10 protein-coding genes are annotated in these 13,592 nt (G+C 53.7%); 5 read left to right on the top strand and 5 right to left on the bottom strand.

Translation table 11 applies throughout. The annotated features are described in order from the left end of the window. Positions 1-338: 338 nt before the first annotated feature. Together FH871_RS02245 and FH871_RS02240 are read right to left on the bottom strand one after the other, a co-directional pair. Entirely contained in the window at positions 339-1,451 is a 1,113-nt protein-coding gene (locus FH871_RS02245) for a Gfo/Idh/MocA family protein (protein ID WP_138989702.1), read from the bottom strand. Positions 1,452-1,589: 138 nt separating this feature from the next. Beyond that, on the bottom strand, positions 1,590-3,071 hold the full coding sequence (locus FH871_RS02240; protein WP_138989701.1) for a S41 family peptidase: 1,482 nt from the start codon (positions 3,069-3,071) through the stop codon (positions 1,590-1,592). A 248-nt stretch (positions 3,072-3,319) separates the two neighbouring features. Between FH871_RS02240 and FH871_RS02235 the strand changes: the two genes are divergently transcribed. Then, positions 3,320-5,776: a TonB-dependent receptor gene (locus FH871_RS02235; RefSeq protein ID WP_138989700.1), complete on the top strand. Its 2,457-nt coding sequence runs from the start codon at positions 3,320-3,322 to the stop codon at positions 5,774-5,776. 15 nt (positions 5,777-5,791) lie between these two features. Next, the gene (locus tag FH871_RS02230; protein ID WP_138989699.1) at positions 5,792-6,712 is read left to right on the top strand and encodes a DUF4249 domain-containing protein; all 921 of its coding nucleotides are present in this window, start codon (positions 5,792-5,794) and stop codon (positions 6,710-6,712) included. A gap of 3 nt (positions 6,713-6,715) precedes the next feature. Here FH871_RS02230 and FH871_RS02225 read toward each other — a convergent pair whose 3' ends face one another. After that, the gene (locus FH871_RS02225; protein ID WP_229316952.1) at positions 6,716-8,788 is read right to left on the bottom strand and encodes a helix-hairpin-helix domain-containing protein; all 2,073 of its coding nucleotides are present in this window, start codon (positions 8,786-8,788) and stop codon (positions 6,716-6,718) included. Positions 8,789-8,925: 137 nt separating this feature from the next. Then, a complete protein-coding gene (locus FH871_RS02220) occupies positions 8,926-9,822 on the bottom strand; it encodes a PPK2 family polyphosphate kinase (RefSeq protein WP_138989698.1) in 897 nt (298 codons plus the stop codon). Between the two features lie 304 nt (positions 9,823-10,126). Between FH871_RS02220 and msrA the strand changes: the two genes are divergently transcribed. Beyond that, positions 10,127-10,720, top strand: a complete 594-nt coding sequence (msrA, locus tag FH871_RS02215; RefSeq protein ID WP_138990229.1) for a peptide-methionine (S)-S-oxide reductase MsrA — start codon at positions 10,127-10,129, stop codon at positions 10,718-10,720. 39 nt (positions 10,721-10,759) lie between these two features. Here the strand turns inward: msrA and FH871_RS02210 are convergent, their stop codons facing one another. After that, on the bottom strand, positions 10,760-11,185 hold the full coding sequence (locus FH871_RS02210) for a response regulator (protein WP_138989697.1): 426 nt from the start codon (positions 11,183-11,185) through the stop codon (positions 10,760-10,762). A 237-nt stretch (positions 11,186-11,422) separates the two neighbouring features. Between FH871_RS02210 and FH871_RS02205 the strand changes: the two genes are divergently transcribed. Together FH871_RS02205 and FH871_RS02200 are read left to right on the top strand one after the other, a co-directional pair. After that, positions 11,423-12,118, top strand: a complete 696-nt coding sequence (locus tag FH871_RS02205) for a response regulator transcription factor (RefSeq protein WP_138989696.1) — start codon at positions 11,423-11,425, stop codon at positions 12,116-12,118. Next, positions 12,115-13,476, top strand: coding sequence for an ATP-binding protein (locus tag FH871_RS02200; RefSeq protein ID WP_138989695.1), 1,362 nt, complete (start codon positions 12,115-12,117; stop codon positions 13,474-13,476). The genes FH871_RS02205 and FH871_RS02200 overlap by 4 nt, the downstream gene beginning before the upstream one ends. The last annotated feature ends 116 nt before the right edge of the window (positions 13,477-13,592 follow it).

Genomic DNA, 13,592 nt, shown 5'->3' with positions numbered 1-13,592 from the left:
GGACTTGAATGAAACGGAAAAACCCTCAGGCTACCAGGAGAAGCCTGATTTAGCCCAAAGAAAGGGCATACGAAAACGCCCTACCGGATTTCGGTGGGAATTTTCGGGGAAGGTTGGCGGTATGTGATGATACGATGCAGCAGTGTCGCAAAGGTAAATGCGAACCGAATAAATTGCAATGGGTTACCGATTAGATTCATCCCAACGAGCCTGAAAGGCTCACATCACTAGCCCCGGCTATAGGCCGGGGGGCGGTGATGGTTGAATAGGGTTGGTATGGTTGGTGTTGAATATGGTTGAATAGGGTTGGTAATGGTTAGATAGGGTGTGGAAGAAGATCAGGAACGCGCCAACCGATCGGCGTCCACCGCCGTCAGCAGCGAGACCAACCCGTTCTGTTCAGTAATCTTCCGGTGGGTTTCGGGATAGCGAATAGCCGACGTCTGGTCGATGAACATCTGCCGGAGTAGCTCACCGTAGAGGTGCATTTTCTGATGGTCGAAACCATAGCTGATCTGCACCTGCTGGGCGATTTCAAAGTCCTTGTTGCGCCCGCGGGCGGCCCGGTCTTTGCCGCCATAATTGGCCGTAATGTCCAGAACCGAACCCGGAAACAAATCCATCAGCGCCCGCGTTCCGGCTTCGTCGACCAGTCCCCTGATAACGGCCCGTGTGGGCACCCATTCCTGCAAGGTAACGTCGCCCCGCTCGAACAACAGCCGCATTTCCTGGCGATCCATCCGGCCCACCTGCGTAAAACCGTGGTAGAAATTGACCAGCGCATCGCCGTAGCGAACCGTTGCATTGACCTGATCTTCCAGGTCGCTGCCCTCGCGTTTGCACACCTGAGCGGCTTCCACCTGGCCTTCCCCCAGCCACCCCGCAAACATATCGAAGAAGTGAACGCCGTGTTCGATAAAAATACCGCCACTCAGTTCCCGGTCCCAGAACCAGTGCTGGGGTGAAAGCCCTTCGTCACCCGCGTAGTTTTCGAAATAACCGTGTAGAAATTCACCGAGTATCTTCTTGTCAATCAGTTTTTTAACCCGCTCGAACATCGGATTGTAGCGTTGCATCAGGTTGGTGACCATCAGTAAGCCTTTGCTCTCGGCGTAGCTGACCATTTCGTGGCCCTGTTCGGCATTCATCGCCAGCGGTTTTTCGCAGATGACGTGTTTTCCGGCCCGCAGGGCCTGCATCGACTGCTCGTAGTGCAGAAAAGGGGGCGTGGCAATGTAAACGATATCCAGATCCGGCTGGTCCAGTAATTCATCGATGGTGTCGAAATGCGTGGCTCCGAAGCGGTTGGCGGCTTTGGTGGCTTCCTCGCGCTGGGAACCGGCGATGCCGATCAGCCTGACATTGGGAGTCTGGAGAAAATGCTGGGCGGCAAAAAGGCCAAAGCCGCCGAAACCGATAATGCCTAAACCCAATTCTTTTAGTTCACTCATAATACCGTTCAGATTGTGGAGATTAAACGTGAGAAACGGTTTTCGCTTCCGGGCCCTAAAACCATACACACGCTATAGCATAACCAGAAACCGGCGTAACTGTTGAGATTGGTCCGTATGTGGCTGGCCAGCAGGTAATTAATTTTCAGACAGAGACTTTGACGCATGGCCCCGGTCAGCCACTTTGCCATCTTTGATCAGTTGAAGGGTATACTGCATTCCAAAATCCCGGCCGTGCAACAGGTCATCGTAGGTTCTTTCGACCGGAAAATCCGGCTCAACCGTAAAACCGTTGGCACGCCGGGGATCAACGGCATGCGCCATGCGTTTCAGGGGAATCCGGACGCGCAGACCCGAATGGGGCAGGGTAATCATCTTGAATTGACCGGCAAAATCACCCCAGTAGGCTCCTCCCGTGGCTTCGCCAACGAACGTGCCGAGCTGATTCGTGAGCGTTTGGGCCAGAACCGTAGCCGTAGCAGAATACGACGCCCCGTTGACCAGAAAATAGAGTTGACCCCGGTAGGCATACCGTGTTTTTGGCTGGTGGGGGCGGCCCGCAAACCGTTCTGTATACCCTCCGGAAGGGTCTTTTTTGTAAAATACCGGGAACAGCACCCAGGTGACAGGATTGTACCAGGTGACGAACGCACTCCGAAACCCGCGCTTCATCGTTTCCCGCTCCAGCAACCGAAACGGCTGCGGAATCCAGTATTGCAGCAGCCGCGCCGAATTTTTGACGGCCCCTCCACCGTTGCTGCGCACATCCACCACCAGATTCGTTATTTCTTTACGCTCAATTTCCCGAAAAGCCCGCTTGAGTTTTCGCGGGAACTTCCCCGTCAGAAAATCGGACAGATTTCCGCCGAAAGTCGATACCCGCAATACCGCCGTATGTGCCAGGCTATCGACCACCCTGACTGAAAGGTTAGGCGTTTGGTTGAGTTCTTTTTTATAGCGTTTGGTCAAATTTGCGTCAATCACTTTCCGGTTTTCGCAGCGAACAAACCGGGTCTGAATCAGGGTGTCGTTGGGCAAACGGAAGGCGACCTGCACCGAGTCGCTGGGGCCAAACCAGTTGTAATAATAGCTGGAAAAAGCGATGAGGCTCCGCGACCGGCGGCCCGACTGGTTGTCGCCATCAGACCCGCTTCGGTCGACATCCTGAAGCAACTGGTGGAGCGCAGCCACCGGCTGCTGGTTGATCGAGAGGAGTTCGGTTCCCCGAACAAGCGTCGAGTCGGACGATAGGTTGTGTGAAATGTAATAGGTCGGCCCGACGTTGCGGATGTAAAATGGAATCAAACGGCGGTTTTTGTTGTAGTACTTTTTGCGGTGCAACAGGGCCGTGTGACCATCTTTCAGGCTGGTAATTAAGGGCGTAGCTGTTTGGAAGAACGCCTGGTAAGCAATGGGCCGCAGCAGTTGCAGGTGCAGGGAATCGAAAAGCTGGTTGTACGTTTTTTCCGGGATATACTGACCAATTCCGGGGTGTAGCCGGTCCATTTTTTTCTTCAGGTAGTCAACATCGGCGCGGGCCTGCTCGGGGCGCAACGTCTGGGCGTGCAGGCAGAACCCGATCGACAGAAAAAATGTAACTAGTCCCAGTACCCTTTTCATGGATTACACGTTCAATTCATTCGTTTGACTAAGATACAGGTATTTCGATACCCTTGCTTCATCCGCAGTTGTGGCAAAAAAGGAACGGTTAATTTTATGCTACACTCCATGCCTTTCAGGCCTGAATTTTGGCGGTTCATCATTTTTTTGTCCTACATGATGGGGGGAAAGCCGACCTTTGCTGTCATTCGACCAATGCCGTTGTAACGCACGATGTAGTTATACCACCATCCTATGAAACACGCCTTATGAAAAAAATCTTACAAATTGGCCTGCTGCTGCTGCTGGTCGGCCCGGCCGTTCGGGCGCAGGGAACCTCCGATCCGGCCCCCGCAACCCGGCGAACAAGCGCGCAGGCCACCGTGAGCGGCTACATTAAAGACGCGGCCAACGGCGAAGGCCTGATTGGCGTTTCGGTATTCGTGAAAGAAACCGGTTCCGGCATCACCACCAACTCCTACGGCTTTTACTCGCTGACCTTACCACTGGGAACCTACAATCTGGTGTATACCTACGTCGGTTTTACCAAACAGAACCGCACCATCGACCTGACCAGCCAGAACGTTCGACTGGATATTGAACTGAAAGAAGAAGGGCGTGACCTTCAGGAAGTGATTGTTTCGACCAAACGCGAAGACGACAATGTGAAAGACATTGCGATGAGCGTCAATACGGTGGAAATGAAGACGATTCAGAAAATTCCGGCGTTGCTGGGCGAGGTCGACGTCATCCGGAGCATCCAACTCCTGCCCGGTGTCTCAACGGTTGGCGAGGGCGCAACGGGTTTCAACGTCCGGGGCGGAAACGTCGATCAGAATCTGGTGTTGCTCGACGAAGCGCCGGTTTACAACTCCTCCCACCTGTTCGGGTTTTTCTCGGTTTTTAACCCCGATGCGGTCAAGGACGTGAAACTGGTCAAAGGCGGTATTCCGGCCGTGTATGGCGGGCGGATTTCGTCGATCCTCGACGTTCGGATGAAGGAAGGAAATTCCAAGAAAACGACGGTTTCTGGCGGTATTGGCTTGATTTTTAGCCGGTTGACACTGGAGCAGCCGCTGTTTAAAAATAAAGAAGGGCAGGCGCGCGGTTCGTTCATCATTGCCGGCCGCCGGTCGTATGCCGACATTCTGGCCAAACCGTTTTTGACGGGCGACCTGAAAGGCTCCCGGTTTTTCTTCTATGACCTCACCGCCAAGGCCAATTACCGCATCAACGACAAAAACACGATTTACCTGTCCGGTTATCTGGGGCGCGATGTGTTTGGGGCCGATTTTGGGTTCAACTGGGGCAATACCACGACCAGTTTGCGCTGGAATCACGTGTTCAGCGACAAGCTGTTCCTGAACACCACGGCTTTTTACAGCAATTACGATTACCTGCTCGACAGTGACTTGAAGCGGAAAGATCCCAAAGATTATTTCAACTGGAAATCGTCCATCGTCAATTACAGCATCAAACCGGATTTTACCTTGTTTCTGAAAAACAACACCTTAACGTTTGGTGGTCAGGCCATTGTCTACGATTTCCAGCCGGGGCTGGCCAATGCCGCCAGCGGGGGCGAGGTGCGGACGTTTGGGCTGGAGAATAAATATGCCCTCGAAAGTGCGCTCTACATCGGCAACGAGCAACTGGTTTCCAAACGGTTGCAGTTGCAATACGGGTTGCGGTATTCGCTCTATAATTACCTCGGCCCCGGCGAAGCCTACGAATTTCAGACCGATGTGCCGCCCAACCAGCGCCGGTTTCCGGTTTCCACCACGACCTACGATCGCAACGAAACCATTAAAACCTACGGCAACTGGGAACCCCGGTTTTCGGCCAAGTATGAGTTGAATGAGGTGAGTTCGTTGAAAATGAGTTACAACCGGTTGGCGCAATACATCCACCTGGTTTCGAACACCTCGGCTTCTACACCCCTGGATGTCTGGACGCCATCGACCAACAACATCAAACCGCAGATTGCTGACCAGATTGCGGGGGGCTATTTCCGGAATCTGGGCAAAACCGGTACGGAGTATGAAGTGTCGGTGGAACTTTACTACAAATGGCTGCAAAACCAGGTCGACTACATCGACGGTGCCGACCTGCTGCTCAACAAGTACCTCGAAGGCGACTTGCTGAACGGCAAAGGCCGTGCCTACGGCGCGGAGTTTTTCTTGAAAAAGAACAAAGGCGACCTGACAGGCTGGGTGAGCTATACGCTGGCCAAAACCGAACGGTTTGTAGACGGCATCAACAACAACCGCTGGTTTCCGACGCGTTTTGACAAGCGGCACACGCTCAATGCCGTGGCTTTGTATGACCTGAACAAACGCTGGAGTTTCTCGGCAACCTTCGCTTTTGCGACGGGCACACCCGCCACGTTTCCCACCAACGGCTACCTGTTTCAGGGGTATCTGGTACCGCACAACGCCGAGAATTCCCGGAACAATTACCGGATTCCGCCCTACCACCGCTTAGACCTGGCGGCTACGTTGCAAAACCGCAAGAAAAAACCGACGCAGAAATGGGAGAGTAACTGGGTGTTTTCGGTCTATAACGCCTACGGTCGGAAGAACCCGTTTTCGGTCTTTTTCCGGCAGGCCGAAGACAAACGGACGGTGACGCTGAACGGTGAGCAGGTGCAGATTCCGGTTGCTGAAGCCGTGCGGTATTCGGTTTTTGCCACGCTGATTCCGTCGGCAACCTACAATTTCAAGTTTTAGAAGATAGAAACCGCCATGAAAAATACCCCCATATTCGGTTTTTCGGTTATCCACGTGATCCTGCTGGGATTGCTGCTGCTGGGGCTGTCGTCCTGCGAAGATCCGATCGATATTGACCTGCAAACCGGCCCGTCGCAATTGGCCATCGATGGCTGGCTGACCGATCAGCCGGGGCCACAAACCATTAAACTCACGAAAACCACCGGGTATTTTGATGCAGCGCAGCCCCCGGCCGCTCTGGGTGCCACGGTGATTGTGGCCGACGAGGACAGCGTGATTCACGAATTTATCGATGTAAAAGGGAACGGAACCTACGTCTGGACCCCAAAACCCGGTGAAGTATTCGGAAAAATCGGCAAAAGGTATTTGTTGGGCATCCGGTTTGAAGGGCAGGAATATTATGCCATTTCCCAGATGAATTCCGTTCCGACCATCGATTCGCTGGTTTTCCGGGAAGAAAAACCCAATCCGCTGGAAGACCGGAAGGGTTTCGCGGGCGAGTTTTACGCAACGGACCTCCCGAACCAGACGGATTATTACTGGATTCGGGCGTATCGCAACGGCAAGCGGCTCGACGAAACCAGCGACATCGTCGTGTCGTACAATGGTTCGTTCAACGGTTCGGCCGACACCGACGGTTTGTTGTTTATCCAGCCCATCCGGACGTCGATCAACCCCGACAGTTTGTACAACCGGAACGATTCGGTAAAAGTGGAAGTGTTGTCGATCACGCCGGATGCGTTTTATTTCTTTCAGCAGCTCAGCACCCAGATCAACAACGGCGGGCTGTTTGCTTCCCCGCCCGCCAACGTACCGACCAACGTGGTGAACCGCAACGCCAGCGGCCCCAAAGCCGTCGGTTTCTTCGGCGTTTCGGCGGTGAGCAGCAAGACGGTGAAAGTGGAGGAGGTGAACATTCGGCCGAGCGAGGATTAGGGTTTAAAACCGCCACCGCACCTGCACCTTCACCTCGCTTTTGTGCGGTTTGTCAATTTCGTCCAGATCCGAGCCGACGGTTTCCTGTTTTCGGAAATCGCTTCGGCTCCAGCGGAGCCAGACATCCAGGTGTTTGTTGAGGGTATACTGCAGCAGCAGGTAATTCCGGATGCCTTTGTTGGCGTAGGCCGGAATCGAAAACGCAGAGAGCACATCCCGTTCGTAGACATACTGGCGGCTGTCGTAGTCGTTCGTGCTGAACCACGCCAGCCGCCCGCTGAAGGATAACCGTCCGAAGTCCGCCGTAGCATCCTGCACGATGGCCAGCCCGTTTGAAGCCGGATAACCTGCATACCGGAAGCTTCCCCATTGAATCCGGGTGCGAAACGACCAGGTTCGGGAAGGAGAATAGTCGGCGTTGAGGGCGTAATTTTTTCGGACGGTTTCAACGGTTTCCTGGCCTTTGCTAAGCCGGGTTGGCAGGTTTTTCTCCTTGTGTTCTTCGTGGTAAATCCCGTAAACCGTAAGCTTTTTGGTGGGCGTGTAGGTGGCTTGCAGCAGGTAATCGTACCCCTGCGACGGTTTATCGACCAGGTATTTCCACCACGGAAACCGGTAGTAGTCCATGAAGGCTCCCAGCGTCAGTTTGCGATAGATGACATACCGCAAGCCGGTGTAAAGGCTGCGTTCGTTGCTGTTGCGCGTGTTCTCGCCAAAGGCATTGGCGTAGAAACTGTGAAAATTTCGGGCATAATACCGCCCCAGCATTGCGACATCAAACCGCTTGGTCAGGCTGGCGACAGCACCACCAACGGCCCCAACACCCCCGCTCGACGACCGGGCGGCTTCCCCGAAAAAATTGACGTTTTGCCACACATAATTGCCGTGCAACCCGAAAACCGTGTTTTGTTTCCCCGAAAACTCGTAGCGATTGTACGGCAGATCGCGTTTTTGCAGGGTTTTGTCGAAAACCGTATGCAAAATAGTCGCACCCAGTTGCCACCGTTGATCCCGGTGGTGCAATACATGAATGCCCAGATTCTGCTCCAGCAGACTGGCCCGGTCGGTCAGTTCGGACGTGGTGCGGTGGAGGCCGCTGGTCTGGAGGGAGCTAATCTTGTCTTCCTGATTTTCAGGGTCTTCCACCACGTTGCCATCCCGCCGGTTGTGGGCGGCCAGTAGGGTTATGTCCCAGTTTTTGTGCAGGGAATAGGTGGCCGTTAGCCCGCGCAGAAAACCGGATTCGCTGAGGGAACTGTAAGGCCGTCCACCCAGCGAGGGCCGCCGAACACCTGCGACGGTTTCGGTGCCTTTGCCCAGCGAAAAGCCCGACGCCAGGATGAGCCCCTGCCCGATTTGGAGTTGGTAATCACCAATCAGCAGGTTCCGCCAACGGCCCCGGTTCTGAAATTGGGCGTGAAACGAAACGTAGTCGATGCCGTACTGATGGCTCGCCGGTTTCCAGCGAAATGGTTCACCGGGGTCCTGCTCCAGCGTCAGCCCAAAACTGAACGCGCGCGGGCGGCTGTAGCGGTACCGCCAGTACCACTGCTGCCGACTGCCGTCGTAGCGCCGGGGCAGGTTGCCGTTTTTGTCCGGTTCTGCCGACGTAAATCCCTTTTGCTTTTCCAGGACGCGTTCCACCCGCATGATCAGGTAATGGTCGGTGGGATTGCGAACCGAAAGCGAGCGGTTTTGGGCATCGACGGTGACAAAAGGCAGCAGTCGGCGGATGGTGGGCAGGTCGAAATCCGGAACGGCCTGGAGTTCATAAATTGAAAGCAGGTTGCCAAAGCGGGTGCGGTATTCCGCCAGGCTATTGAGCTGGCGTTCGGTCAGCAGGGAGGTGGCTGCCAGCTCGTCGCGGGTGGCGGTGTTGAGATCGAGCGGGTTGGCGTAAAGCTGGTATAGATTTTCGTAAACCGTTTGGTAATCAATGCCTTCGGTCTGAACCGGAAACAGGTTCTGAATGAACGCCGTGAGGTTGGTCTCGCGCCGACGGTATTCCTGCGCAACGGCAAACGATTGGCTGAGCAGAAAACCGCTGATCAGCCAAAGGGTAGAACAGTATTTCAAATCGTCGTGCAACGGGGAAGGCCGCACCTCCGCCGGACGGCCCGTTCCGGCTGAAAGAACTTCTCTCAGTTGCTTAGACGAAAAAAAGAACCGGAAGACACTCCGGTTCAGACGGTTTGGTAAAAAAGAAGGCCGGATTACTCGCCCTTGATAACGGCGACCAGATCCTGCAAACTTTTCTTTTGACGCTTGTTCACTTTCGGGTAATCGGTTTTGAGATTTTTCACTTCTTCGACCAGAATTTTAGCCACGATCAGCCGCATGTTTTTCTTGTCATCGGCCGGAATGATGTACCAGGGCGCTTTTTTGCTGGCCGTTGCGTTGATCGCATCCTCGTAAGCCTGCATGTACTGGTTCCAGAAACCGCGCTCCACCACGTCCTGATCGTCGAACTTCCAGTTCTTCGACGGATCTTCGATGCGGCTGATGAGCCGCTCGCCCTGTTCTTTTTTCGACACGTTCAGGAAAAATTTCAGCACCGGAAAACCGTTGCGGTTCAGGTACGTTTCGAAGTTGCTGATGTCTTTGTAACGCTGTTTCCAAAGTTTGTCCAGATCGACGGTGCGTTCCTCGGGCAACCGCTGGGTTTGGGTCAGAATTTCGGGGTGGACTTTCACCACCAGCACTTCTTCGTAATAGGAGCGGTTGAAAATGCCAATGGTGCCGCGTTCGGGCAGGTTGATAAGATTACGCCAGAGAAAATCGTGATCCAGTTCCTGATCCGTCGGTCGTTTGAACGAGTGAACGCGCATCCCCAGCGGATTTACGCCGGAAAAAACGTGCTGAATGGTGCTGTCTTTGCCGGCGGCATCCATCGCCTGAAAAACCGTCAGCAAACCGTAGCGGTTGTGGGCGTACATTTTCTCCTGCAATTCGTTCAACTCGGTGGTCAGGTTGCGCAGCAAGACCTCGTAGTGGGTCGAATCTTCGTACAAATCGTCTAGTTTGGTGGGGAAATCGGCAATGGCGAATTTTTCAGATCCGTGGCCGTCGAAACGAAACGGCTCTGTTTTCAGGGCAAATGATTCCGTCATGGGTTTTATCGTCATGGTTTACGGTATACGAGTTAAGCCAGGCAATTTCTTTTCCGGCGAACCGTCTTAAAATAGATTCTGTTCTTTAAAAACCGTTGGATTGATTCCCGCGTAGATACAGGCTGGAACTCGATTTTGTTATACCGGTGTAAGGTCGGAATAAAACCCTCAACTTCGTACAATGTTTAAACCCATGCATCTAAAACGCGTTAGTACCTGGCTGCTGGCCCTGTTGCCTTTGGCATCGCTGTCGGCCTGTGGTCAGTCAACGAAACAACAATCATCCGAGAAAAAATCTAAAATTATGAATACCAACAACCCTGTATCAACTGCCGCCGGTATGGAAAAAGCCACCTTCGGCACGGGCTGCTTCTGGTGTACGGAAGCCATGTTTGAATCGCTGGATGGTGTTTCGGATGCCGTTTCCGGCTACGAAGGCGGTTCCAAAGCGAACCCTACGTACAAGGAAGTCTGCACCGGCAACACCGGCCATGCCGAGTGTGTCGAGGTGACGTATGACCCGAAAAAAGTAACCTACGCCGAACTGTTGCAGGCCTTTTTCCGGAGCCACGACCCAACTTCGCTTAACCGGCAGGGAGCCGATGTCGGAACGCAATACCGCTCGGTCATTTTTTACCACAACGACGAGCAGAAGCAACTGGCCGAAACCGTGAAGAAAGAACTGAATGCGTCGGGTGCGTATGACAAGCCGATTGTGACGGAAATCAGCAAAGCCACAACCTTTTATGAAGCTGAAGCGTATCACCAGAGCTATTTCGCCAACAATCCGGAGCAGGGCTACTGCTCGTTTGTGATTGCACCGAAGCTCGACAAGTTCCGCAAGGTGTTTAAAGATAAGCTGAAGAGCAACGACAAAGTGACGTCCAATCACGAGTGATACCTGCCATCAAAAAAGCCCCGATCGGGGCTTTTTTGATTACTTGACATAATTTGGAGAGACACACTCCTGCCAGTATTCTACGATCTTTCGAATGGTTTCCTTCAGTTTATCAAACTTGGAAGGTTTGATAAAAAATCCCTGAACCGACTTGGAATACGCGTCAATAACGTGTTTCTGCTCGGCACTTGTCGTGAAAAACAGGTACGGAATGCACTTCAATCTCAGGTCTTCATTCTCGTGAATCTGCTCTCTCAATTCCAGCCCATTCAGTTTCGGCATATTGATATCCGAGATAACGATAAAGGGCTCGATGGAGGTGGAGATTAAATAGCGAAGCGCTTCCTCCGCATCTTCGAAAAAGATAATCTCATTCTTGTAGTCAAGTTGCTTAAATACTTGAGTCAGCATCTCCTGATCATCTTCATCGTCTTCTATGACTACGATTGCCCCTGTCTTATTCATCGTGCTACAAAAATGAGTTGATCCGCAAACCGCTGATTGAACTGATGAAAAACGCAGCAGAACACCAGTAACAAACGGCCTGCCCGGTTCTCAGATGCTCAAAGATAGGGTTATATAATGTAGAATCTCTCATGAATACTTCGTATCCGATCAAACCGGGTGTAGATTGCTAATCATTCGATTCGTACTTTACATCCGGTTTTACTTTATCCCTTTCGGGAACGCGCGCACTGACTTATGACGACTGGTTCCAACGCACATCTGCTATTGGTTGAAGACGAACCCAAGGTGGCTACGTTTATTAAAAAAGGGCTTCAGACGCAATCATATACGGTGGAGGTGGCCTTGACGGGCGAGGCAGGGAAAGCACTTTTCAATACCACAACCTTCGATCTCATCATTCTGGACGTCAATCTGCCCGATATCAGCGGTCTTGAAGTGGCGGAGTACATCCGGCAGCAAAACCGCCGGGTGCCGATTCTGATGCTGACGGCGCTGGATACAACTGCCGATAAATTGCTGGGGTTTGAAGCCGGAGCCGACGACTACCTGGCCAAACCCTTCGACTTTCTGGAACTGGTGGCCCGCGTGAAAGCCCTCCTGCGCCGGGCCGGTACGACGGAAGAAGTGGATCGGGTTTTGCGCGTGGCCGATCTGGAACTCGACCTGCACGAGCGCGTGGCCCGTCGGCAGGGGCAGACCATTGAGCTGACGGCCCGTGAATTTGCCCTGCTGGAGTATCTGATGCGCAATGCGGGCCGGGTGGTTTCGCGGGTAGACATTGCCGAGCAGGTGTGGGACATCGGGTTCGATACTGGCACGAACGTCATCGATGTGTATGTGAGTTACCTGCGCGCCAAGATCGACAAGGATTATCCCACCAAGCTCATCCACACGCTGATCGGAATGGGCTACGTGCTGAAAGAAAAATGAGCCTTCAAAACCGACTGACCCTTTTATCGACCGCCATCGTTTCCATTTTGCTGGCCTTTTTCTGCCTGATCCTGTATCTGGTGGCGGAACAGTACCGGAAAAAAGAATTCCTGAACCGGTTGCGGTCGGAAGCCCTGACGGCGGGGCATCTGCTGGTGGGGCAGGAGAGCCTGGGGCCGACGCTCTACAACCTGATCGACAAGAATCAACTGACGGTTTTGCCCGATGAGGAAATCATTATCTACAATGCGCAAAACCGCCTGATTTACGAAAGCGGAACGGACTTTCTCACGGTGACACCCACGATTTTAAACCGGGTGCGGGAGCTACAGACAACGCAGTGGCGGGAGGGAAATCGCGAAATCGTGGGGATTTTGTTTACCGAAAAGGCCGCCCCGTTCGTCATTTTTGCCTCGGCGGTTGACATCTATGGCGTGCGGTCCATGCAGGATTTGGCGCGGTTGCTGGGCGGTGGCTGGTTCGTGATGATCGGCGTCATGCTGATTGCGGCCCGCTACTTCATGGGCCGTATTCTGGAACCCATCAGCCGCATCAACCAGCGGATCGACGAAATTACTGCCTCGAATCTGTCGCTCCGTTTACCCGAAGGCGAAAGCGCCGACGAACTGACTCAACTGGCGCAGCGGTTCAACCGGATGCTCAACCGGCTGGAGGACGCGTTTCGGCTGCAACGGTCGTTTGTGTCGCACGCGTCGCACGAGTTGCGAACCCCGCTGACCGCCATTACGGGGCAGTTGGAAGTGTCGCTGCTGGCCGATGATGAGCCCGACGAACTGCGGGCGACGCTGCGCTCGGTGCTGGACGACGTCCGGGGGCTTAACCGCATGGCCAATGGATTGCTGGCGTTGGCCAATGCCAGCATGGATTCGTCCGCCGTGCCGATGGGCCCCGTGCAACTGGATCGTTTGCTGGAACAGGTTCAACTCGACGTTCAGCGGCTTCAACCGACCTATACCGTTCACCTTCGCATCGATTCGCCGAATGCGTCCCCCGCCGACTGGCAACTGACGGGCAGCGAACCGCTGCTGCGGACGGCTTTTTTTAACCTGCTCGAGAACGGCGGCAAATTTTCGACCGACCAAACGGTAACTCTTCACGCATCCCTCCAGCCGAAGTCGATCGAATTGCGGGTGCATAACGCCGGTTCGGTGATTCCGCCCGACCAGCTAGCGGAGGTGTTCATCCCGTTTCAGCGGGGGCGTAATGCCAGCGGACTGCCGGGGTTCGGCATTGGACTTTCGCTGACGGAGCGCATTGTCCGCTTGCACAAAGGCGACATCCGGGTTGAGTCGAAGGAGGACGTCGGAACCACTTTTATTGTCATTTTTCCCCGCTAGCAGCATTTCTAACCCCGTTCTAATGTCGTTCTAACACGAGCTTAACACCGGCTTACGACCTTTGTAAGGTCAACCAGGCAGTAGGGTACTAGACGAACCTGAAACCGAGTGGTTGA

This window comes from Larkinella sp. C7 (assembly GCF_006149005.1).
GTDB lineage: Bacteria > Bacteroidota > Bacteroidia > Cytophagales > Spirosomataceae > Larkinella.
This window is presented reverse-complemented; position numbering and strand designations above follow the sequence as displayed.